The organism is Methanobacterium sp. (assembly GCA_016222945.1).
Lineage (GTDB): Archaea > Methanobacteriota > Methanobacteria > Methanobacteriales > Methanobacteriaceae > Methanobacterium_D.
Genome location: JACRPY010000002.1, coordinates 764,765 through 788,026 on the forward strand (window position 1 = coordinate 764,765; position 23,262 = coordinate 788,026).

Consider the following 23,262-nt stretch of genomic DNA (forward strand, 5'->3'; position numbering starts at 1 on the left):
AAAAAATTTAATATAATTTCAATAGCTAAAATAAAAATGGTGAAAAAATGAAATTAGATGACGTAGTTATATCTAAAGCGATAATTGAAAGTTTTATGGAAGATTTTATAGATTATACTGATATGGATGTTGCAATTGGAGGAGGAGGTCCAGCAGGACTTACAGCCGGATATTATCTTGCAAAAGCAGGACTAAAAGTTGCATTATTCGAAAGAAAATTAAGTATCGGCGGCGGCATGTGGGGCGGCGGCATGATGTTTAATAAAATAGTTGTTCAAGAAGAAAGTAGAAGAATTTTAGATGAATTCGGCATTAAAACCAAAAAATACGAAGAAGATTATTATATAGCGGATTCCGTTGAATCAACTTCAACATTATGTTCTAAAGCTACCCAAGCAGGTCTAAAAATCTTTAATTTAATGAGTATTGAGGATGTAATGCTTCAAGAAAGCGACGATGTCACAGGACTGGTTTTAAACTGGAGTGCAGTGGAAATGGGCGGATTACATGTAGATCCGTTAACTGTAAGAACTAAAGCAGTTGTTGATGCAACAGGACATGACTGTGAGGTTGTTAAAGTTGTACAACGAAAAGTTGGACCTAAACTTAACACTGAAACTGGTAAAATCATGGGAGAAAAACCAATGTGGGCAGAAGTTGGAGAAAAAGCACTTATGGATAATACTAAGGAAGTATACCCTGGATTATATGTTGCAGGAATGTCAGCAAACGCAGTTTATGGATCACCACGTATGGGTCCAATATTTGGGGGGATGCTCTTATCTGGAGAGCGAATAGCTCAAATACTCATTGAAAAATTAAAATAATAAAAAATTAGTTCAAAAAGATGATAATTTTAATTACAGGAACACCTGGAGTTGGAAAAACCACAGTATCTAAAATACTTGCAGAAAAAATAGGTGCACATATTATCCATATAAATGAGCTTGTAAATGAAAAAAACATTTATACGGGCATTGATGAAGAAAAGGGATATAAAATAGTAAATTTAGATGCTCTCTTTAATGAACTGGATGAGATTACAGAAAAAATTGATAAATCTCGTTGTATTATTGTTGAAGGTCATCTTTCTCATCTTTTCGAAAAATCTGATATTGTAATGGTTTTAAGAGCTAACCCTCACGTTTTAAGAGATCGTATGATGTCAAAAGGTTGGAAGGAATCTAAAATATGTGAAAATATTGAAGCTGAAATCATTGATTTATGTTCATATGAATCATTTGAAATTCATGAAAATAAGGTTAATGAAATAGATACAAGTGATATCTCGCCCCAAAAGGTTGCCGATTCAATTATTGGCGTGGTAAATGGTAGTAAAAAGTTCCCTGTAGGTAATGTGGATTTCCTGGATTATTTAAATGGAATTTAATTGAATTATTTAATGTTAAAAAGTTGAAAATTCTAAAATTTTCGATTTTGAATGTTTAATAGAAAAGCTTTTTAAATAGAATATTATATAAATTACAATATTATTCTTAAGTATATTGTATATTATATTGAGGATTATTGATAATGCTGATTCAATCATAAAAATACTGTGTTAAAACATGATTCAGCAGTTCAACCTGGCGATAAGAGCTTAAGATCCATTTCTATGTTTTGAGAGTTGCACTAATGATCGATTTGAGGCCATAATTTGAGAAGGGGAAGAAGACCAAAATGGATGTTAAAGATAGCAAGTGAAAGAATAGATATTCTTTTTAAACTTGCAGAAGAATCATTTGAAAAACGTCCAGATAGGTCTGATCGTTATGTAGAAATGGCAAAAAATATTGTAACCAAATATAATTTAAGAATGCCTAGAATCTGGAAAAGAAGATTCTGTAAAAACTGTAATAAATTCTTAAAACCTGGAAGCAACTGTCAAATCAGGTTAAAAGATTCATCTGTTACTATAAAATGCCTTGAATGTGGGAATATAGTTAATATTCCATATATAAAGGAGAAGAAATATAAAAGGAGGCAAACTATTGAATCATACATCATCAAAAAAGGAATTAATGAATAAATCACTTTCAACAATCACCATGAATATTGGAAAATCTGGAATAAATGAAAATGTTATAGATGAAATAAAAAGACAACTTAAAGCTAATGAAGTAATAAAATTAAAATTTGCAAAAAATATATCTTCACAAAAACAAAGTTATATAAACAAGATCATCGAAAAATCAAATGCTAAACTAATTGATTTAAGAGGTAATGTTGCTGTAATATTTAAAAAAAGGTAATTAGGAGGATAAATATGACTACAGTTTATGATGTTCCTGCAGATTTGCTTATAAGTGCAATTGCGAAGGATTTAAATGAAAATAAAAAAGTAGAATCGCCAGAATGGGCTAAATTCGTTAAAACCGGAGTTCACAAAGAAAGAAGACCTGAAGATATGGATTGGTGGTACACAAGATGTGCATCAATCTTAAGAAGAGTGTACATGGATGGTCCTGTTGGAATGAACAGTTTAAGATCATACTATGGTGGAAAGAAGGATAACGGTACCAGTCCTGAAAAATTTGCAAAAGGAAGCGGTTCTGTAATAAGAACAGCATTGCATCAGCTTGAAGAGGCAGGATACATCTCCAAAATTAAAGAAGGAAGAATAATAACTCCTGCAGGTAAATCGTTCCTTGACAATACCTCAAACAGTGTTAAAAAAGAAGTTCCAGAACTTGCTAACTATTAAGCTGTTGATCATTGAATAAATAGTGTGGAGGGTCAAATTTTGAGCGATATCGAAGAATTAAGGCGTAAAAGGATGCAAGAGTTACAGCAGCAAGCTGCAACACAACAAATGGCATCCCATGAAGAAGAACAAGCTCGTCAGCAATTAGATGCTCAAAAAAAACAGGCTATGATGCAAATTCTAACTCCTGAAGCCAGGGGAAGACTTGCAAACATCAGGCTAACCAAACCAGAAATGGTTGATCAGATTGAACTTCAACTTATTCAACTTGCACAGGCAGGTCGAGTTAGATCAAAAATAACTGATGATCAGCTTAAACATCTCCTTAAACAAGTTGCAGGCCAAAAAAGAGAGATTAATATTACAAGAAGATGAAGGCATGTGTTCTTTACAGCGGAGGGAAGGATAGCTCCCTTATGGCTGTGATTCTTGAAAAATTAGGTTATGATGTTGAACTTGTAACTCTAAATTTTGAGATATTTGATTCCTTTAAACCAGCAGAAGAATCTGCTTCATCCATTGGGTTTAAACATAGTGTTTTAAAAGCGGATAGGTCCATAATCCAAAATGCAACCAATATTATCATTGATGATCAGTTTCCAAACAATGGAATAAATTACATTCATAAAGAGGCATTGAATCTGGCCTCAAAAAATTATGATGTGGTTGCAGATGGGACAAGAAGGGATGACAGAACCCCTAAGCTTAATCAAAGAGAAATCAACAGCCTTGAAAGCCGAAGAAATGTTGAATATTTAACTCTTCGAGGATTTGGACATAAAACCATAAATAATCTTGTAGATACGCTCTTTGAAGTTAAAAAAGAGCAAACAAAAATGGAAAATAACTCTGATTATGAGATTGAAATCAGATGTCTCCTAAATGAGATTGAAGGAGAGGAAGCTGCCAGCAACATATTTCCAAGCCATATTCAATCCAGAGTGATTGGATGGAAAAATAAATTTTAATGTATTAATCATAAAATTAACGTGGTGAAAAAATGAGTAGAAATAGGCCATTAGCTAAGAAATTAAGGCTTGCTAAAGCCAATAAACAAAATAGGCGTGTACCTTTATGGGTTATGCTTAAAACCAATAGAAAAGTAAGGACTCATCCGAAGATGAGACACTGGAGAAGGAATAGTTTAAAAGTGTAAGGGGATTCAATTATGGAAAGAGTCTATGTTATACCATTAAGAAAAGTAAAAAATGTTCCAAGGACTATCAGGTCACCCAGAGCAATTCGTTACGTACAAGAATTCGTAAAAAAACACATGAAAACAGAAGATGTAAAAATAGATGCATCTGTAAACGAAAAAATATGGGAAAGAGGAATCCAAAAAATACCTCCTAAGATTAAAATAAAAGCTGTAAAAGATGAAGATGGTTCTGTAGCAGTCACCTTAGTTGAATAGGTGAAATTGTATGATAAGAAGAACTAATTTAAATGGGAACCCCAATCTGGGAGTTGCAATCTGTTCCACAGATAAAGCAGCGATAGTTCCCTCTAATCTATCAGAATCAATGGAACATTTGATTTTTGACACTTTAGGGGTGCCTTTAATCAAAACTCCAATCAGTGGAAGTAACCTTGCAGGAGCACTTGCAACTGGAAATTCAAACGGATTCATAGTATCTCCATATGCTCTTGACAGTGAAATAGAAGCTATCAAGGAGCTTGACATGGAAGTAGGGCGAATCCCTGGTAAATTCACAGCTGTAGGAAATATTGTGCTTGCAAATGATAAAGGTGCAATTGTAAATCCTCTGCTTTCTGATAAATCATTAGAGCTAATTGAAGATGTTTTAAACGTTGAAGTTGAACGTGGAAGTATAGCTAAATTTAAAATCACAGGATCTGTTGCAATAGCCACAAACAAGGGAGTGCTAGCACATCCATCTGCAACAGAAGAAGAACTAGCACTTGTAGAAGGTGTATTAAAAACACCTGCAGATATTGGAACTGTAAACAAAGGCATAAGGCTTGTTGGAGCATGTGCTGTTGCTAATTCCAATGGAGTTATTGTGGGATCAGATAGTACAGGTCCTGAACTTGCAAGAATAGAGGAAGCATTAGGTTTTCTTGAGGGATATGAATGAAAACAAAAATATTTAGAATTCAAGGTAAATTTATGATGGGAAATAGTTTAAAACCTTTTATGAAGGAATTAAAAGCTATTTCTGAAGAAAATATACACGAAAAAATTTATTCCGATTTTGGAAGCAAACATGGAATTAAACGAAGCAAAATAATCATAGAAGAAATTAAAGAAATTTCAAAAGACGAAATCCAGGACCCAGTACTTAAATCATTATTTTAAGCGGTGATTTTTATGGATGATAGACAAAGACTCGAACAGATGGTAAATGAAATAAATATGTACCAGAGTCAATTAGATGTTTTAAATCAGCAAATGGAAACAGTTAAAGCTACCATGGCTGAATTAACATCTGCAGAAGATACTTTAAATGCTGTTGAAGGAAAAGAAGGTACAGAAACATTTGTACCAATAGGTGCAGGTTCTTTTATAATAACTGAACTTAAAAATACAGATGAAGTTATAATGGGACTTGGTGCTGGAGCTGCTGCTAAAAAAAGCCTTCCTGAAGCAAAAGAAAATATATCTACCCAAAAAAAGGAATTAGAACAACTAATGAATAAAATGATGGGCGATATGAAAAAACTTACAGAAGTAATAGTAAAAATGAGTCCTGAAGCTGAAGCACTGCTTAAAAAAGTGGAAACTGAAGAAGCGGGGCATCAATAAACTTCTTTTTTTATAAATTAATTTTGAATTTTAGCTACTGGAAATCTAAGAAGGATGTGAATATTTTGTTTGAATCACTTAAAAAGAAATTTAACGGCACTATTGGGAAAATAAGTGATAAAATTTCAGATGAAGAAGAAAAAACTCCTTTAGATGATATTTCAGAAGAAAAAAAAGAGAAAACTACTTCCAAAAAAAGTGAATCCTTTGAAAAACTGGAAAAAATTGAAGAACCTGTTCTTGAAAAGGAAAAAGAAGAAACAGGGGTCAGAGAAAAATTATCTGGAATTTTTTCCAAAAAAGAAGAAAAGGCTGATGAAAAAACTGTTGAAAACTCAAAAAAAACAGAAGTAGTTCATAAAAAGCATGAAGATGAGGCAGATGAAGAAAAATCTGGAATGTTTTCATTTGTAACTCAAAAAACAATATCTGAGAATGATATTGATGATATACTCTTTGAACTTGAAATGTCACTTTTAGAAAGCGATGTGGCTTTGGAAGTCGCTGAAAAAATCATTAATTCTGTAAAAGAAGATCTTATTGGTAAAAAAATAAGAAGAAGAAGCGACGTTGCAGAATTTACTCGTGTAGCTCTTAGAAAAGCAGTATCTGAAATACTTGGTGTTGAAACCAAGGATCTAAAAGAAATGGCTAAAAATGCTCAAAAAACAGGCGAACCATTAAAAATAATGTTTGTGGGAATAAATGGAACTGGAAAAACAACAAGCATAGCTAAAATAGCCACTTATTTTATAAATGAAGGATACACACCAGTTATCGCTGCTTCAGATACTTTTAGGGCAGGCGCTATTGAACAAATAAGTTATCATGCTGAAAAGATAGGAATTAAGATTATAAAGCATAAAAAAGGCGCTGATCCTGCAGCAGTTGCTTATGATGCCGTTGAACATGCAAAGGCAAAAGGAAAAGAAGTGGTTTTAATTGACACTGCTGGTAGAATGCAGACTAATGTGAACCTCATGGATGAGATGAAGAAAATTAAGCGTGTTGTAAAGCCAGATATCATAGTTTATGTGGGGGATGCATTAACTGGAAACGATGCAGTTGAACAGGCCTCAAAATTTGATGATGCTGTTGGTGTTGATGGAATAGTTCTTACCAAGGCTGATGCAGACGCAAAAGGTGGAGCCGCACTTTCAATTGGATACGTGATTAATAAGCCAATACTATTTTTAGGTGTTGGTCAATCTTATGAGGATATATTGGAATTTAAAGCTGAATGGATGGTTGAACAGCTTATTTAATTTTATTTTAAAGCAATTAGTTTAATTAATAATTCAAAAAATGTAATATTCATTGCAGTGGTTCCATGAACGCATATATAGAAATTTTAAGGCCGGCAAATGCAGTAATGGCGGTAATAGCTGTGTTTTTAGTCATGCTTATAAGTGGACATTTTACATTAAATGCATTTTTAGCATGTTTTGTGGTATTTATAGTCACAGGGGGCGGAAATGCCATAAATGATTATTTTGATTATAAAATAGATGATATTAACAAGCCCAAACGGCCAATTCCATCTGGAAGAATTTCCCTTAAGGCCGCAGGAATTTATTCGCTGATTCTTTTTGTAATTGGAACTATAGCTGCATTTACCATTAATTATTTAGTAGGTATGATAGCACTTTTAAGCTCTCTTTTAATGATTTATTATGCTTACAGTCTAAAAACCAAATGTTTAATTGGGAATTTAAGTGTTTCATTTCTTACAGGTCTTTGTTTTGTTTTTGGAGGAATTGCAGTAGGTGAAATCATGACATCTGTTTATTTGGGTGTTTTTGCATTTCTTATGACCATGGCCAGAGAAATTGTAAAAGATATGGAAGATATGGAAGGAGATAAAAAAGAAGGAGCAAAAACACTACCTATTTCTTATGGAATGAAAACATCATCAATCCTTGCAGCATCCTTCATGATAATTGCAAGTATTGCCAGCCCAGTGCTTTATTTTATAGGTATCTTCAATATACTTTATCTTGCTGTACTTTCTGTAGCTATTTTAGTATTCCTGATAGGTGCAGTATCAATATTAAATGATCAATCAGTTGAAAATTCTGCAAAAGTATCTAAAAGAATTAAAATTGGTATGGGAGTGATATTTCTGGCTTTTGCGGTTGGTTCACCATTTTTAGCTTCTCTTTTTTAAAAACATAAATTTTAACTATTTTGTAAACCATACTTTTCTACATGAAATTAAAGCCCATTGGAATAATTAACTCTCCATATAAAAAAAGGGAAGATGCACCCAGACAGGGCAGATATTCTGATGAAATCAGTGAAATCACAGTTTTTGATGAATATGTGGAGGGTTTACAGGATATTGAACATAAAAAACATTATTATATTTTCTACTGGTTAGATAAAGCTGATCGTGATAAGCTTAAAGAAATTCCTCCAGGAAAAACAGAAGAAAAGGGTGTTTTTTCTATTAGATCGCCAGTTCGACCAAATCCAATTGCAATGTGTCTAGTGGAGATTGTTAAAATAGAAGGAAATAAATTAACTGTTAAATGGCTTGATGCCCTTGATGGATCGCCTCTTATTGATATTAAGCCATTTTGGGCTGAAACAGATTGTATATAATGTACTATTATTATAATTTAAGTTCAAAAGAAGTTAGAAAATAAAGGGGAGAAATGAAAATGGCAACCAAAAAAGATGGGATGAAAATCAAAATAATGAAAAACGGTCCTTATTTAGTTTCAGGAGGATTACCGCTTCTTGAACAGGTAATCACTACAGATGATGCAGGCCATACTCGTGAACTCCAAAATGTCCGTGAATATCCACTTAAAGAAAAATATATTCTATGTAGATGTGGTGCATCAAAAAAGAAACCCTACTGCGATGGAACTCATAACAAAATTGATTTTGACGGTACAGAAACAGCCAGTAGGAAACCATACATCGAAAAAGCAGATGTATTCGAAGGAAAGGACTTGAAATTAACTGATGCACATGAATTCTGTGATCATTCACGTTTTTGTTTGCGTGCAGGTGGAATAAGGGATTTAATACAAAAATCAGATGATCCCGAGGCCAGAAATACAGCTATTGAAGAAGCAATGATATGTCCATCTGGAAGGCTGGTTTTATGGGATAAAAAGACAGGTAAGCCATTTGAAAAAGAATTTGAACCGTCAATTGTAATGGTCCACGACAAGCAAAAAAATTGCGAAGGTCCCATATGGGTAAGGGGACGTATTCCAGTTGAATCTTCTGATGGGTCTGTTTATGAAGTTCGTAATCGAGTTACACTTTGTAGATGTGGTAAATCGCAAAATAAGCCATATTGTGATGGTAGCCACTGGATGAACAGTGAGCAAAAATTGAAATTCCGCAAAAAATGGGGCTTAGATTAAAAATAAATAAAAAAGGAGATTCATTGATTAATTTTTTTTGAGCATAAATTACTCCTAATTTATTATTCTTTTTACATTATTTCCCTCTATGAGATAGGTTCTAAAAATTAATTTTCTGAAAAATAAACCCATAACTGGTATTAAACAGTGAAAGATAAAATATTAATTATAGAAAATAAATATTAATTTGTGAGTAAAAGGATAGTAATTCAATATTACTATGTTTCGTTTTTTAATACAAAATAAAATGAATGGGATAGATTCTGGGGGAAGTACATGGAGTCAAATGAGCTTGATGAAGAGGATGTCAAAAAAGATTTTAAAGTTCACCAATTGGATCGACATGCCAAATCAAGTAAACAGGTAATTGGTATAAACTATTATGAGAAAGCAGGTGAAATATATACCAAGGATATTAAGAGACTTTACTCTGTAACTCTAGGCCAGGTCTTAAAACCTGCCGATGAACGCCCTTCCTCCGGGTCTACGATAATACTCCCCGATCAGGAAATTACTTCATTGTTACAGGTTTTAATCGCCAATCAGCTGATTTATTTCGAACACTCTAAAGTGTCAATTGATTTTTATGTTTCAGAGTCTAAAGCAATTGTAGATCGAGAACAAGAAATTGAAAAAGATCGTGCCATAAATTTGCGACTTTACCCTACACCGATTAGCAGTGAATTAATGTACGACAGTGTTATCTATAATCAAGAAACATCTGTTGAATTATTTTTCCGTATAAATATCATAGATCAACAATTAAACCAAATTGACCTTAATGAATATAGTGAAGGAGTATTGAATACATTTAATCCATTGGTATTGTTCTTAGTATTCTATCCTTCCTTAAAAAATAAACTGGAAATGCTTAAACCAGAAAAAAGGGAGCATTTTGATTCAGTTTTAAAATTTGTGGCCTCCAGAAGTAGGGATGCACAGGAAAAATTCGCCAAAGATAAGGACACCCTGATTGAATACGTAACTATGGGATTCTTACATGAAATTGTACATGCATTAATCACCCATCTTCCTGATAAGGATATATCAGGTGTTAGCGAAGAAGAAAATGCAAGAAGGGCACAATTTTCTTTTTCCAAATATAGAGAAAAATTGATCCATGATGAAGATCTGGTTAAAAGTACTGTCTATTATAAAAATGCGATCAAAGCGTTGAGTAAAGCTCGTTTAAAAAATCCTGATTATGATGTTGATATTTCGCTCACTGTTGAAATGTTCTGTGATCGCTTCAGTATGTTTCTTTATGAAAATTATTTAAAGATTCTCGCATGTCAAACCGCATTTCAAGAAACTTATCCTGATAATCTAGTTCATACAAAAGTTATATTCGCTTTAAAAAAAGCCATGATTAATGATTCATTAGAAAATAATGCTTATCCAGAAATTTATCCAGAATTAAACCAATTTAGACTCTCTTCAGAACAGTTTGAAACCATTACAACAGAATTTAAAAAAGCAGAACACGCACATGTTTATATAAACAAATTTGGCGATCCTGAATTAAAGGAATGGGAGTATGAATTTTTTGAGAAATTTTTAGGATTGCTGCAAAAGTTGGATGAGGAAAAGAAAACATGCCAATACTCAGAAGACCATTGGAAGTCAAGCCATGCGATCGATTCCGGCGAAATTACTAAAGGTGAAGTAATTCTTGAAGGAAGATTTTCGGACTATTGATCGTCTTTATGTATAAAAATCATTAGAATCTCTCTGAGATAAATTATTTGACCAATAAATAGTAAAATCACAATGAAATGTAAATGGGGCGAGGTTTGTGGAATTAAACAAAAATAGTGAGATAGAATCTAATTTAAAAGTTCCAATCTTTCAAAGAAATAAAAAAAGATTTTTCATGGATTATTTAAATTGGAAAAAAGATATTTATAATAGTGAATCAATGGAAGAATACGGATTAGAAATTTCAGAAAACCAAAAAAGACCCATACCGGGGACTTATGCCATTGTAACCAACGAATGGATTGATTTAATAGTTGATATTGAAAAAGTTCTCGGACTTCCTCAATTTACAGCAAAATATTTGAATGTAGGTATTTATGAACATGAAATTGCGCCAAAAATTGAAAAAATGTACAATGAGGAGGGTATTGGTCAAATAGAACTTTTATTCTATCCGATACCGATTAACTGTGAAGTATATTTTAATGATAAACTGGACCCTGTCCAGTTAATATACATCTTAAATCTCCTTGATCCTAAGATTTCAGAAAAAGAAAAAGAAAAATATGCCCGAGGCATCTGCAATTGGATGAATCCTTTAATCCTTTTTCGTGCGAGCCAGGGTAAACTAACAGAGAGATTAGATTTATTACCCTCCAATGCGAAGGACTATTTTAGTGCCATACTACTTGCAGGTGCTAATAAAGCAAAGAAAGAAAAAATACCTAATGACTGGGATGCGATGCTGGAATTTATTCGTGTAGTTGGTGTACTTCATGAACATGGACATGCTCTTTTAACACATATCCCCAACACCTCCCCGCCAACACAAGATAATAATGATAATACAAAACAGTTTGATTATCAAACTTATTTAAAAATAGTAAATAATTTACTAAATACAAATTCTGATTTTAGGACGAGTAAATTTATATTTAAGAATTTAGCTACAGCAATATCAGGCGCTCGTGAAGATGAAAAGCTGATCTATGGAGATATAGTAGCAGGATTGATGATGGAAACTGCTTGTGATCGTTTTGGAATGTATAGGTGGGAAACCTATTTCAAAATTCAGGCATGTAAACCCTATTTCTCCGAATATTTTGATGATAAACCCATTTCAACTGATTTTTTATTTAAACTGGAAAATGCCCGAATAAAAACCGAAGAAAATCCAGATTTGTTTATTAACTTATGTAAAAAGTTTGGTAATGAAAACATTACTAATGAAGATATCCAGAAATTAACTGAAGAGCTTGAAAACGCGGAAAGATCACATGCATATATTAATGTATTTAGAGATCCGGAATTATTTATAGAAGAAAGAGAATATTTCCGAAAACTCCTCATTTTTTTACAAGAGCTTGATCGAGAAGGAAAGATTGGGAAATTTAACCACAAACATTACAAGGAGAGCCAAATTATAATTAACACACGCAGCAATATTAAAACTTCTAATGCTCCGCAATAAATTAAAACAACATAAATAAAGCACAAAACATTCTTTAAAGTGGCTTTTTTATGGAAATCAATGATTTACAGAAAACATAGACACATTCTAATTAAAACTAGTTTTCATTTAAATACATGGTCATAATTAACTTCTTTCCAGTTCCTGTTTTAAAAATACGGTTTTCAATGTTTTTTATTGCATTTTTGCCCATATTTTCTTCAAATATGTTAACTAGAAAGTCAGCTTCTACAACTACCTGAAAATCAATACCTTTCATTTTTGTATAGGAATGATGGTTCCCGATTATTGTGCAAACTCGATTTATAATTTCTTCTGATATTTTTAAATCCGAAAGCATTTCACGTGCTATGGGCGGACCTTCAATTTCTTGATATTTTCCTATAGAAGAATCATATTTCTTTTCTGCTTCTTTAATACCAATATCATGAAGAATGGCTGCATAAATAATGATTTCTTTGGTTTTTTCCTCAAGAGACAGATCATAACTAATGATTTGTGCAAAATTAAACACTTTTAGCGCGTGATTGATTCTTTTTACATCATTTTGGAAGTATTCAATCATTTTTTGTATTATGTAATTTTTCATAATTTTCTTCCATTGTTTGAAAAATAAAAAAAGGATGATGGATTAAATTATATTTCCATCCAACATTTTAATTATTTCTTTTGCAAATTCTGCAGATAAGGGATTGTGTGTTACAGCTACAATGGTTAAACCATCCTTTTCATTTAACTCCTTAAGCAATTTCATTATTAATTTAGTGTTTTCAGTGTCAAGCTCCCCTGTTGGTTCATCTGCAAGTAGAATAGATGGATCATTTGCAAGTGCACGTGCTATGGCCACTCTTTGCTGTTCTCCACCTGAAAGCTGATTTTGGAATCTATAATATTTATCAGACAAACCTACTTTATCTAAAAGCTTTTTAGCTTTCTCTTCATCGGCTGATATCATAGGTAACATCACATTTTCAAGTGCAGTAAGTTGTGGAAGTAAATTAAACCTTTGGAATATGAATCCAATGCTTTTTCTTCTAAGTAAGGCCTGTTCTTTCTGTGATAGTTTTTTGGTTTCTTTTCCATCCATCAGTACAGTTCCATTTGTGGGCATGTCAAGAATTCCTGCCAAATGGAGTAACGTGGATTTTTCCTGACCCTGAAGGCCCCATTATGGCCATAAAATCGCCATTTTCAATAGTTAGGTTTACTCCACGAACTGCTTTTACTTCAGATGACCCCATCTTATAAGTTTTCCAAACATCTTTAAATTCAACAATATTATTCATATCTAAGCGCCTCCACAACATTTAGTCTTGAAGCTCTCCATGCAGGATATAAACCTGCTAAAACACTTAAAAATGTTGATCCACCAATTACACCGAGAATTAACCATAATGGAAGCATTGACATTAATTGAATGTCTTCCATTCCCAATTGACTTGCAAATAAGATGATTCCTATTTGCATGAGGATTGCTGCAACAATCACGCCTAATATGGAAGCTATGAAACCTAAAATAGCTGCTTCTGCAAGTATACTTCCCAATACTTCTCTGTTTGTAAATCCTATTGCTTTTAAAACCCCAATTTCTCTTGTTCTCTCTGAAACATTAACTAACATTATATTTATAATACTTATAACTCCTACAAGCAGCGCAATACTTGCAATTAGACCTACAAATAGCATCAATCCATTCATCATTGTGTCAATTTGGCTTGAAAAATCAGATTTTGTCATGGCACTAACACCACTAATTTGAGCTTCAATCTCTTTTTTAGTGTCATTAGGATTTACTTTAGAATTTGCGCTAACCATTGATACTTTGTATTCATTTAGAGGTAAAGCTTTATCAACGTTTAAATAGACTATTCCCATTCCCATAGCTTTTTCTTTTGTAATTCCAGTTATCACGAAATCTTTGTCTTTGATGGTTATATTGTCTCCAATTTTATAACCAAACCTGTCTACAAGTGCATCATTAATTACAACTCCGGGAGTTCCATTCATCTTCACCTGACTCCAGTCGCTTATTCCCACTACATATATTGGCGTATTTTTAATACTGCTACTAAATTGTGTCTCCTCTTTAATATTGTAGAGTTGTGGCATACTCTTTATTTTGTTTACAGTTGTGTTTTTTAAGTAGTAATCACCTGAAGATCCCATATACGATGCTGCAGAGCTGTTCATTATGGTAATATCTCCCATCATGGATTCTGTTTGCGTTGTTGCGTATGTTTTTATTCCTGAGCCGAGACCCATTAAAACTACAAGTGCAGTTACTCCGATTATTATTCCGAGCATGGTTAGGGCACTTCTAAGTTTTCTTCTTTTAAAATTTTTAAATGATAATTTGTAAATACTCATTATATTCCTCCAAACTGATAGTAAATCAAGTTGTGTCTTTTTATTATATAAATATTCTTTTTTATTTAATAATTTATTACATGATTAATTATTATAATTCTATATCATCTAATTCAAACACTTCTTCAATATACCTCCTTTTTAAAGCTTTAGATATTTTATAGGCAAGAATAAGAGAAGGATTGTATCGTCCCTGTTCTAAAGCTATAATTGTCTGTCTTGTAACATCTACAGCTTCTGCTAACTCTTCTTGGGTTATTTTAAGCTCTTTTCGATATTCCTTAATATTTGTTTTCATGGTTCCATCTTAGTTTACCCAATTTTAATTTATTCTAATCCTCTTTATCCATTTTATAATTGGTTATGGCTTTTATTATTACTCCTACAACTAAAGCAGTTACGATAAATGGATCTACATATATTCGCTCTTGTAGAGAATTATATATAAGCTCGAAAGTTAGCCCAACTACTAAAACAATTATCATGCCCCATGCAGCATTTCTTTCAGCTATTGCTTCGTGCATATATTCTCTTTCATCTTTTTTAAGTTTCCACATGACATCTATTAGGTCTACAAAATAAAATATGGCCCAAATGCCTGTTAAAACATATCGAATCTCTGTGGATAAGTTGGGAGTGATTATTATCAAGATCATTATTAGGATCATCACTCCAATGTAGACATAACCTTGCCATGTTTTTATGTTTACTCCCCATCCTGTGTATTTTCTTCTTGTAAACCATTCTGGTTTTGCTATAATCATAAAATCACCTCATGTAAAAAATATTTTACATCTAATGTAAAGAATAGATTACATTTTATATAAATGTTTTGATTTTGTAAAAAATAGATTACATTTTTTGGGAAATTAGATTAACCATAGCATATAATAGAATGGCAAAGATTTACTAAAATAAAAAAACAGAACTAAAAATTCAATTCAATAAAGATAGGAAGCTAAAAAATGAAAATCTGGGGATATTTAAGTGCATTAACAGTTGCAATCCTATTTGGGGTCTGGTTTTCCCTGGATAAAACATTACTTGGATACTTACATCCAATTGTCCTTGCATCAGCCACTTATTTAATAGCAAGCTGTTTTCTTTTTATAATCAACTTTTCACCCTTAAAAAAGAAGATACTTAAAATTATAAACAGTAAAAGTAAAGTTGAAGATTTTATAACAAAAAAAGAGTATGGAATATTATTTTTAACAGCAATTTTTGGCTCAGTAATTGCTCCAGCAATATATTTAAATGGGCTAAACAGGATAACAGCAGTAAACGCCGCTCTTTTGGCGAATGTGGAAATTTTATTTATTATCCTCATTGGAGTATTCTTCTTAAAGGAACATGTAAAAAGAAAAGATATTGTGGGGTTTGTATTTTTATTAATTGGGGCTATCTTTTTAAGCACTAATAACCTTCAAAACATTCATTTTGATGCTAGTCTATTTGGAAGCATCCTTGTTATCGTATCCTGTTTTTTCTGGAGTATGGATACGAGTTTAAGCAAATTTTTAAGCCATAAAAGCAATATAATATATATTACGGCACTAAAATGTGCAATAGGTGGTTTAATACTACTTTTAATTTCGATAAGTTTGGGATTAAGCTTTTCATTGCCTTTGGATAAGCTACCATTGTTACTTTTTATTGGGCTTGTTTGCTTGAGCATTTCACTGCCACTAATCTATTTTGCAATAAGGATCATTGGATCAACACGCACAGGATCAATATTTGCCCTTAGCTCATTATTTGGAGCTATAACTGCATTTTTAGTACTTGGCGAACCATTAACCGTTACGCAATTATCATTCGGAGTTTTAATGATTATTGGGGTTTACATTCTCTATATGGGGGATAATGATCAAAATGTTTGAATTTATTTATTTTGTTTATCTAAATTATCTAAAATAGAGTTTATTTGCATTTGAACATCCTCAATACTATGGTTTCCATTGATAATATGCCAGTTATTAATTAATTTCAAAGCTTTTCCACGTACCTTAATTAGATCATCTAAATTTTCAAATATTTCTTCGTTATCTCTTGTTTTCACACGTTTAAAAGCTTCTTCTGGTTTTACATCTAAAAAAAACATATATTCTGAGGTTGGCACCATTCTTTTAAAAATTATATACAATATTTTAGCAAGTGGAAATGGTAAATAAGCCACCCCAACAAGATAACGCACAAAAATAACAGTATCTGCTTTTTTATAGTATAATCTAACGGATCTAATAACATCAAAGGCATAATAAATGGAAGATTTAATTTTGTTTATTTTTCCCCTTCCAAGAAGGGCTTTTTTAGCCTTTCTACCATATTTATTATCTTTTTCGGGATGTATCCGTAAAATGACACTGTCTCCATTTTCTGTGTACTTTTTTTGTATCAGATTGGCCTGGGTATCTTTTCCAGATCCGTCCAGTCCATCAATTATTATAAATCTCATTGTTTAGTCCTTCAACCGGATTATAAGTGGTATGAATAGTATTAAAAAGACATACTGGCTGTGATGGGGACTTATAAAGGATATGCCAATAGCTATTGCAGCACTTAATGGAATCAATAAATCTCTCCATTTCCTATATCTTTCTTCTTTTAAATTAACATCTTCACTCATGTCTTTTGCCAGTAGATCCCGGTTTACATAAAATAAAAGCCCGATGATAAGGATATTAATGTCAAAAAATACATTAGCTATTTGTAAACTACCGTATTCTGTCATTACCAGTGTTGAAAAAGGTATAAGCACTATAAAGAAGAATTTAAGCATGGTTGTCCAGAATATTCGGGCGTTAACATATTTTAAGTGGTTGAAATAATCATGAAGATTAAGGAAAAAAGATGCAATAATGAAGAAACTTATGGTATAACCTAGAAATTGGGGCCATAAACTCATTAAAAAGTCTATTAACACTATATTTGTTTCTTTTAATGCTGGAACAGTAAAATTTAATACTAATAATGTAATAGCGACTGCAAACACATTATTGGTGAATGAAGTAAGCTGTTCTTTGCTTATACTGTATTCTTCATGTGTATCGTCCATAAACTAATCTCCACATCCATGTTTTGCAAATATTTATCTTAATAAATGATTTAACTTGTTCCTTTTATATATTGTAATTTTATTGTCTTTTTGGTAAAAATTTATAATGTAAGTATAAGATAAGCTCCTACAGCCCCAAAACATGCAGTTAAATTATCAAGTCCTTTTGGAGTAATTCCCTCAAGAATTGTTGCAACAAGTGCTACAACAGGTATTATTAACAAATTAGCAGGTAAAACATTGTAATACAGTAAAACTATCCCTAAAGTTATAATCAACACTAAAAACATGGCGAGAGAACCTTCAACACTTTTTGTATCTCCAAAGAAGTTGTATTGGTGTTTCCCGAATCTTTCACCTGCAAGGGATGCTATTCCGTCTCCATAAGACATTGCTGCAATTCCAACAGCAATTATCCACGGTTGGTTAAAGAAGAGCAGTGCGAGAACTGTCCATGAAATCGAATAATAAACTAAACCCAAACCATGGCCAGATTCAGATAACCTGTCTTTTACGGCTTTTATTGGGGAATGGGGACTCATTAAAAATGTTAAAACAATAAAAGGAGCTGCAACAAGGAGTGACATAACCCACCATGTGTTAAATAATGGTAAAATAAAGAGAATGTTTCCAACCATGATGTGTAGAAATTTTCTGCTGAATTTAGGGTGTTTTTTTAATATTTTTTCAGATATTATAAGTAGGATTGCCACATATCCATATACAAATGCCAGTCCAATGAAGTCACCAGTTGTCATAAATCTATAGTAGTTTTTTTGGATATAAATGAATTTTGATAAATTTTTTGTGAATATGTAGAGTTTTAAATAATTTATTAAATAGAAATATTCAATGTTGTTTAAAATGAAGCCAGAAAAAATAACTGCAGGTGGAACATTTAAATGCAACGAAAAAGAGGGCATTATAGGTGTAGTTATCAAATATAAGGATATAAACTGCATTTTAACAGCTTTCCATATTCTAAAAGCAGGTAAATGTGGTTTAGAGGATAAAGTAGATATAAATGGGTTTGAAGGCTGTATAATAGAGATATTGATTGATTATGATCTTGCCGTAATTGAGATTTCAGCCCCTGATAATATATTAGAATTTTCAAGTATAGGTAAACCCGAAATAGGGCAGGCATATGCACTTAAAGGGAAATCAAAAAATTATTGCAATATCATGACCCTTGGAAAGACCTACCATTACGTATCATTTTCATTTGCAGAGATTCCGCTTCCTGGTGATAGCGGATCGCCCATAATTCAAAATGGGAAGGTAGTGGGGATATTAGCGTCTGTATTTTACACCAATGCCAATGCAATTGTGATATCTCTTGAAACGTTTTAGGATAAATATGAATAGATTTTAAAAAATACTATGAAAAATGCTGAAAATATGGGTTTAAAGTAGTTTATGCAGATAATGATGGATTTTTTTTATCTGTAATTGTCATGTTTGTATATTAGCAATGAATTAAGGGGGATAAAACCCATCTTGCTCTTTTTTATATTTAATCCATGCTGATAACATGTGGTCATCAATTTTATAGAGTTTGTCTGAATGGGATAGTATCCCTTTATTTTTAAGTTTTATAAGATTTTTATTAAGTGTTCCATCTGAAAAATCAACCTTTTTTAGCAATTCATTCCATTTAAGAGGTCCATTTTCAATAATAGTGCTTACTATGCACTTTTCATGGTTTGAAAGTGATGACCATGTGGTTATCCATTTAACTGCCACTTGTTCTAGTTTCCCGTAAAATTCATCGATGACTTCCTTTTCGCTATAAATGATATCTGCAGACATAATATTACAAAAACTGTTGATATATGCAGGATATCCTCTTGTGCAATTATAAAATCTTTCTAATCCACTATCAGTAAATTGAATTTCAGGCACTTTTTCTTTAAGATAACTTTTTGTATCTTTTTTTGTAAAGGGGTCAACATTGAATTGTATCATTCTATTTCCAAATGCTCCATTAATTCCATTAATTTTATCCACTATTTCGCTTGTTGTAGATGTAGAACCAGTAAAAATATAGCTCACATTGTCCTGTTCCTGTGTGGAGCTTCTAAATAACCAAAGAAATGCTTCTGGAGAGTTTAGTGTGCCTATAAATTGAAATTCGTCGATTACTATTACAAAGCCATTAATCTGTCCATCTGATTTATCCACTATTTTTTGAGGGTATTCCATTACAAATTTGCTTAGTTTTTGATAATTGTCATTAATATCTGGAATTGCAATTCCTAAAATGCTTCCTGCTTCTTTAAAATCATAATTTTTCTTCCTTATTTTCCATAGAAGGTCTTTAACAGCATTATATGATTTTTTTAGTATATCGTCTTCATCTCTAATTGCATTGTTCATTTCTTCAAGAAGCACTTGCATTATTTGTTCTTCTCGTAGATTTCCTTTTTGAGTTCCATATATATGGGATATGTCTATATATGCAGTTAAAATGTTATCGGGGATGTCTTTAATAAATTTTTTTAGAAGAAAAGATTTACCAACTCCTCTGTATCCTGTAACAAGGATTTGGTTAGCTACATTTTGGTTTAATGTATTTATGAATGAATTTAGGCTTATTAACTCTTTTTTTCGGTTATAAAAATATGGATCAATATCTGAAGGAACTCCTAAAGGTAGGCTGGGCATGTTTTCACCTTAGTTATTTGCTGTGCCTTATTTTTGTTACTTGTGGTATATAACCTTAATTATTTACGGTACATTATTTTTGTTAGGTCAATATTGTAACATGAATTTATTACTGTACAATAATTTTTTACGGTTAAATAACTAACCGTAACCAAATACGGTAAAATATTTTAGGAAATTTCATGACCCCTGGAAAGACATATCATTATGTTTTATTTTCATTTGAGAGATTCTGCTTCTGATGACAGTGGATCGCCTATAATTTGAAATGGGAAGGTGGTAGGGATATTGGCGTCTGAATTTTACACCAATGCAATTGTAATATCTTTAGAAGAGATGTTTTAGAATAAATGGATATGAATAAGTTTAAAGTATGCTATGGAAAAAGCTGAAGATTTTGGGTTTAAAGTGGTTTATGCTGATACTGATAGGTTTTTTGTTACATTAAAATGAAAAACTAAGGAATTTTTTAAATGTGAAACATGAATGTAGGAGTTTTAAGCTTGATGGTTTGGGAGTATTGTATTTAAATAAGAAATGGAAAAGTAGAATTTAGATTTACAGATTTGAATGGTAGAATACATTGAAAAAAAGAATGAAAAATTAAATGAATAATGACAATTAAATCCAGACATATGATAAAAATCGATTTTTATGGTGGAGTAGATGAAATCGGTGGAAATAAAATACTAATTAATGATAATAAAACTTCATTTTTCTTAGATTTTGGTATGAGTTTTTCAAAATCTAAAAAATTTTTTTGGGAATTTATGCAACCCCGAAAAGCTAATGGATTATTAGACTTCTTTGAATTAGGACTTTTACCAAAAATAGAAGGAATTTATAGAGAAGATTATTTAAGACATTCTGGAATGGAATTTACACCAAAACCTTCTGTAGATGGTTTTTTTATCACTCACGCACATATGGATCATTCCGTTTATATTCAGCATTTAAGGGAAGATGTTCCAATATACATGACAGAAGAGACGAAATTAATCTTAGAAGTTGTAGAAAATACCAGTAAAGTCCTTTTTGCGGATTTAATTAATTTAAAAAAAGATTTCCATTTTATTCCAAAAAAAAGAATAGAAGGCTATAAACGGCTTTATGGAGAATCAGCTAAAGTTGAAAGAAATATAAATGTCTTGGATCCTTACAAAAAACAAGAAATTGGTAACTTTAAAATTGAAAGTGTGCCCGTTGACCATTCACTTCCAGGAGCCACAGGGTTCATAGTTGAAGGAGATGAAGATACTATTGCATACACTGGAGATTTAAGATTTAATGGAAGAAATCCAGATCTTACCCAAAAATTTGTTAAAAAATGCAAAAAAGCTAATCCAACAGTTATGATTTCTGAAGGAACAAGAATAGATGAGGAAGAAAAAACTATAACAGAAAATGAAGTTGAGCAAAAAATTATTAGACATATAGGTGATTATAAAGGATTTATAATGGTCGATTATCCCATAAGAGACCTCGATCGGCTTTTAAGTTTTTATAATGCTGCTAAAGAGGCAGATAGGACTCTTGTTGTTAATTTAAAACAAGCCTATATGTTAAAATTGTTTGAAGGACGGGACTATCCAGAAATTGGCGATGTTGCAATTTATATCCCCAAAAGAGGTTGGGGATTATATGGAGAAGAATCATTCGCATGCTTTGGAGATGAATGGAGATGTGCCTCCGATATTGAACCTTATCACGTGAAAACTGACTACGAATATTGGGAAAGAGAAATTATGGATTGGGATAACACCATAACTTATAAAGAACTTAAAGAAAACCCTGAAGAATATATATTTAGATGTGATTTTTTCGAATTAAGAGAATTAATTGATATTAAACATGAAGAGGGACTTTTCATACGATCACTAACTGAACCATTTGACGAAGAAACAGAAATTGACTTTGGTAAAGCTCAAAATTGGATAAACCACTTTAATCTTGAAATGCACCAAATACACGCTTCAGGACATGCCAATGGGCCTGAAATATTGGATATGATAAAAGAAATAGAACCTGAGAAAGTATATCCAGTGCATACTGTTAAAAAAGAAAAATTTGATATATTAAACGAATATGGAATAGACGTTATTTACCCCAAACTAACCAAGTAGATATTTATTTGATTTATACAATATTAATTAAGGATGATAAAATGTTTAAAAAGAATGATGAGGACTATGTAAAAAACCTTGATTCAAAAAGGAGAATAAGAACACAATTCGTAGTTGCCGATAAAGTAGAAAAAAGGGCTAAAAGTGGTAAAAAATACATAGATTTTACACTTTCAGATAAAACAGGGCAAATAATTGGTAGAAAATTTTCGGACGTTAATATAAATGAAATTTTTGATAAAACTGAAATTGGAAAAATTCATAGGGTGTTAGGAGATTTAAACGAGTTTCCAAGAGGATCTGGTAAATATAATATAATAATAGATACTATAACTGAATTAAATGAAAATGAATATGATATTAACGATTTTATAAAAACTTCAGAAAAAAATAGGGACAAACTAATGTTAGAGATCTATTCAACAATAGAAGAAATGGAAAATGTATATTTCATAAAGCTCTTAAATTCGTTCTTTTTTGATGAAAAATTTAAAAAGAAATTCTTTGATTCTCCATCTGCAAAAATGCATCACCACAATTACATTGGTGGTTTATTAGAACACAGCGTAGAAGTGCTAGAAATATGCAAATTTACCTGTAAAATATTTCCAGAACTGGATAAAGATCTTTTACATACTGGAGCAATATTACATGATATAGGCAAAATTAAGACCTATACTTATGATTTAGTGAGTATAGACTTCTCAGAAGAAGGTAGATTGCTTGATCATTTATTTATATCTTGCGATATGGTGAAAGAAAAAATTAATGAAATAGAAATGCCTGAAGAACTTTCAAACCAGATTTTACATTTAATATTAAGCCATCATGGAGACGTTAGGAATGGTTGGGGTTCTCCCGTAAATCCTCTGACTCCTGAAGCTGTAGCACTCCATCATGCAGACAATTTAGATGCAAAAGTTAAAGGAATGCTTCAAAACAAATAATTCAACAATGTATCCTTAAGATACGAGAAATGAATTAAATTGAACAATATTAATTTTTAATATGTTCATTTCTTTTT

At 31.8% G+C, this 23,262-nt stretch carries 30 protein-coding genes and 1 pseudogene; 22 read left to right on the plus strand and 9 right to left on the minus strand.

Annotated features, from left to right (window positions below):
* Positions 1-47 precede the first annotated feature (47 nt).
* From HZC47_04105 to HZC47_04190, 18 genes are all read left to right on the plus strand, one after another.
* Positions 48-827 carry a thiazole biosynthesis protein gene (locus HZC47_04105; GenBank protein ID MBI5680060.1) on the plus strand — a complete coding sequence of 260 codons (780 nt, stop codon included), beginning with the start codon at positions 48-50 and terminating at the stop codon, positions 825-827.
* 20 nt (positions 828-847) lie between these two features.
* Positions 848-1,390 (plus strand): adenylate kinase family protein, encoded by a 543-nt coding sequence (locus HZC47_04110; GenBank protein ID MBI5680061.1) that lies wholly within the window; start codon positions 848-850, stop codon positions 1,388-1,390.
* Positions 1,391-1,657: 267 nt separating this feature from the next.
* On the plus strand, positions 1,658-2,029 hold the full coding sequence (locus HZC47_04115) for a ribonuclease P (protein MBI5680062.1): 372 nt from the start codon (positions 1,658-1,660) through the stop codon (positions 2,027-2,029).
* On the plus strand, positions 2,022-2,252 hold the full coding sequence (locus HZC47_04120) for a YhbY family RNA-binding protein (protein ID MBI5680063.1): 231 nt from the start codon (positions 2,022-2,024) through the stop codon (positions 2,250-2,252). The genes HZC47_04115 and HZC47_04120 overlap by 8 nt, the downstream gene beginning before the upstream one ends.
* 14 nt (positions 2,253-2,266) lie before the next feature.
* Positions 2,267-2,704, plus strand: a complete 438-nt coding sequence (locus HZC47_04125; protein ID MBI5680064.1) for a 30S ribosomal protein S19e — start codon at positions 2,267-2,269, stop codon at positions 2,702-2,704.
* A 39-nt stretch (positions 2,705-2,743) separates the two neighbouring features.
* Positions 2,744-3,079, plus strand: coding sequence for a DNA-binding protein (locus tag HZC47_04130; protein MBI5680065.1), 336 nt, complete (start codon positions 2,744-2,746; stop codon positions 3,077-3,079).
* Positions 3,076-3,672 carry a hypothetical protein gene (locus HZC47_04135; GenBank protein ID MBI5680066.1) on the plus strand — a complete coding sequence of 199 codons (597 nt, stop codon included), beginning with the start codon at positions 3,076-3,078 and terminating at the stop codon, positions 3,670-3,672. Before HZC47_04130 ends, HZC47_04135 begins: the two co-directional genes overlap by 4 nt.
* Positions 3,673-3,704: 32 nt before the next feature.
* On the plus strand, positions 3,705-3,860 hold the full coding sequence (locus tag HZC47_04140; protein ID MBI5680067.1) for a 50S ribosomal protein L39e: 156 nt from the start codon (positions 3,705-3,707) through the stop codon (positions 3,858-3,860).
* 12 nt (positions 3,861-3,872) lie between these two features.
* Complete coding sequence (locus HZC47_04145; GenBank protein MBI5680068.1) at positions 3,873-4,118, plus strand: 50S ribosomal protein L31e; 246 nt, start codon at positions 3,873-3,875, stop codon at positions 4,116-4,118.
* A gap of 10 nt (positions 4,119-4,128) precedes the next feature.
* On the plus strand, positions 4,129-4,803 hold the full coding sequence (locus HZC47_04150; GenBank protein ID MBI5680069.1) for a translation initiation factor IF-6: 675 nt from the start codon (positions 4,129-4,131) through the stop codon (positions 4,801-4,803).
* Positions 4,800-5,024 carry a 50S ribosomal protein L18a gene (locus tag HZC47_04155; GenBank protein ID MBI5680070.1) on the plus strand — a complete coding sequence of 75 codons (225 nt, stop codon included), beginning with the start codon at positions 4,800-4,802 and terminating at the stop codon, positions 5,022-5,024. Before HZC47_04150 ends, HZC47_04155 begins: the two co-directional genes overlap by 4 nt.
* Before the next feature lie 12 nt (positions 5,025-5,036).
* Entirely contained in the window at positions 5,037-5,471 is a 435-nt protein-coding gene (gene pfdA, locus HZC47_04160; GenBank protein MBI5680071.1) for a prefoldin subunit alpha, read from the plus strand.
* A gap of 65 nt (positions 5,472-5,536) precedes the next feature.
* Positions 5,537-6,736, plus strand: a complete 1,200-nt coding sequence (gene ftsY, locus HZC47_04165) for a signal recognition particle-docking protein FtsY (GenBank protein ID MBI5680072.1) — start codon at positions 5,537-5,539, stop codon at positions 6,734-6,736.
* Between the two features lie 65 nt (positions 6,737-6,801).
* A complete protein-coding gene (locus tag HZC47_04170; protein MBI5680073.1) occupies positions 6,802-7,638 on the plus strand; it encodes a UbiA family prenyltransferase in 837 nt (278 codons plus the stop codon).
* A 41-nt stretch (positions 7,639-7,679) separates the two neighbouring features.
* Positions 7,680-8,075: a tRNA (N6-threonylcarbamoyladenosine(37)-N6)-methyltransferase TrmO gene (gene tsaA, locus HZC47_04175; GenBank protein MBI5680074.1), complete on the plus strand. Its 396-nt coding sequence runs from the start codon at positions 7,680-7,682 to the stop codon at positions 8,073-8,075.
* A 59-nt stretch (positions 8,076-8,134) separates the two neighbouring features.
* Positions 8,135-8,854 (plus strand): CDGSH iron-sulfur domain-containing protein, encoded by a 720-nt coding sequence (locus tag HZC47_04180; GenBank protein ID MBI5680075.1) that lies wholly within the window; start codon positions 8,135-8,137, stop codon positions 8,852-8,854.
* A 276-nt stretch (positions 8,855-9,130) separates the two neighbouring features.
* Positions 9,131-10,552 (plus strand): hypothetical protein, encoded by a 1,422-nt coding sequence (locus HZC47_04185; GenBank protein ID MBI5680076.1) that lies wholly within the window; start codon positions 9,131-9,133, stop codon positions 10,550-10,552.
* Between the two features lie 97 nt (positions 10,553-10,649).
* Positions 10,650-12,023, plus strand: coding sequence for a hypothetical protein (locus tag HZC47_04190; GenBank protein ID MBI5680077.1), 1,374 nt, complete (start codon positions 10,650-10,652; stop codon positions 12,021-12,023).
* 97 nt (positions 12,024-12,120) lie between these two features.
* Here HZC47_04190 and HZC47_04195 read toward each other — a convergent pair whose 3' ends face one another.
* The 5 genes and pseudogenes from HZC47_04195 to HZC47_04215 form a co-directional block, all read right to left on the minus strand.
* Complete coding sequence (locus tag HZC47_04195) at positions 12,121-12,612, minus strand: HD domain-containing protein (protein ID MBI5680078.1); 492 nt, start codon at positions 12,610-12,612, stop codon at positions 12,121-12,123.
* A 42-nt stretch (positions 12,613-12,654) separates the two neighbouring features.
* Positions 12,655-13,309, minus strand: a pseudogene (locus HZC47_04200) (ABC transporter ATP-binding protein).
* Positions 13,302-14,390, minus strand: coding sequence for an ABC transporter permease (locus HZC47_04205; GenBank protein MBI5680079.1), 1,089 nt, complete (start codon positions 14,388-14,390; stop codon positions 13,302-13,304). The pseudogene HZC47_04200 and the gene HZC47_04205 overlap by 8 nt, the downstream one beginning before the upstream one ends.
* A gap of 91 nt (positions 14,391-14,481) precedes the next feature.
* Positions 14,482-14,688: a helix-turn-helix transcriptional regulator gene (locus HZC47_04210; GenBank protein MBI5680080.1), complete on the minus strand. Its 207-nt coding sequence runs from the start codon at positions 14,686-14,688 to the stop codon at positions 14,482-14,484.
* 34 nt (positions 14,689-14,722) lie between these two features.
* Positions 14,723-15,154 (minus strand): hypothetical protein, encoded by a 432-nt coding sequence (locus tag HZC47_04215; GenBank protein ID MBI5680081.1) that lies wholly within the window; start codon positions 15,152-15,154, stop codon positions 14,723-14,725.
* A 201-nt stretch (positions 15,155-15,355) separates the two neighbouring features.
* Here HZC47_04215 and HZC47_04220 point away from each other — a divergent pair, with 201 nt between their 5' ends.
* Complete coding sequence (locus tag HZC47_04220) at positions 15,356-16,273, plus strand: DMT family transporter (GenBank protein ID MBI5680082.1); 918 nt, start codon at positions 15,356-15,358, stop codon at positions 16,271-16,273.
* A gap of 2 nt (positions 16,274-16,275) precedes the next feature.
* Here HZC47_04220 and HZC47_04225 read toward each other — a convergent pair whose 3' ends face one another.
* The 3 genes from HZC47_04225 to HZC47_04235 all read right to left on the minus strand — a co-directional run bounded on the left by HZC47_04225 (position 16,276) and on the right by HZC47_04235 (position 18,206).
* Positions 16,276-16,848 carry a thymidylate kinase gene (locus tag HZC47_04225; GenBank protein ID MBI5680083.1) on the minus strand — a complete coding sequence of 191 codons (573 nt, stop codon included), beginning with the start codon at positions 16,846-16,848 and terminating at the stop codon, positions 16,276-16,278.
* Positions 16,849-16,851: 3 nt separating this feature from the next.
* A complete protein-coding gene (locus HZC47_04230; protein MBI5680084.1) occupies positions 16,852-17,448 on the minus strand; it encodes a DUF1211 domain-containing protein in 597 nt (198 codons plus the stop codon).
* 101 nt (positions 17,449-17,549) lie between these two features.
* Positions 17,550-18,206, minus strand: a complete 657-nt coding sequence (locus HZC47_04235; GenBank protein MBI5680085.1) for a phosphatidate cytidylyltransferase — start codon at positions 18,204-18,206, stop codon at positions 17,550-17,552.
* A gap of 106 nt (positions 18,207-18,312) precedes the next feature.
* Here HZC47_04235 and HZC47_04240 point away from each other — a divergent pair, with 106 nt between their 5' ends.
* Positions 18,313-18,801, plus strand: coding sequence for a trypsin-like peptidase domain-containing protein (locus HZC47_04240; protein ID MBI5680086.1), 489 nt, complete (start codon positions 18,313-18,315; stop codon positions 18,799-18,801).
* A gap of 126 nt (positions 18,802-18,927) precedes the next feature.
* Here the strand turns inward: HZC47_04240 and HZC47_04245 are convergent, their stop codons facing one another.
* Positions 18,928-20,115 (minus strand): ATP-binding protein, encoded by a 1,188-nt coding sequence (locus HZC47_04245; GenBank protein MBI5680087.1) that lies wholly within the window; start codon positions 20,113-20,115, stop codon positions 18,928-18,930.
* Positions 20,116-20,750: 635 nt separating this feature from the next.
* On the opposite strand from HZC47_04245, the gene HZC47_04250 reads away from it, so the two are divergent.
* Both HZC47_04250 and HZC47_04255 read left to right on the plus strand, forming a co-directional pair.
* Positions 20,751-22,238, plus strand: a complete 1,488-nt coding sequence (locus HZC47_04250; protein MBI5680088.1) for an MBL fold metallo-hydrolase — start codon at positions 20,751-20,753, stop codon at positions 22,236-22,238.
* A 41-nt stretch (positions 22,239-22,279) separates the two neighbouring features.
* Complete coding sequence (locus tag HZC47_04255; GenBank protein MBI5680089.1) at positions 22,280-23,185, plus strand: HD domain-containing protein; 906 nt, start codon at positions 22,280-22,282, stop codon at positions 23,183-23,185.
* The last annotated feature ends 77 nt before the right edge of the window (positions 23,186-23,262 follow it).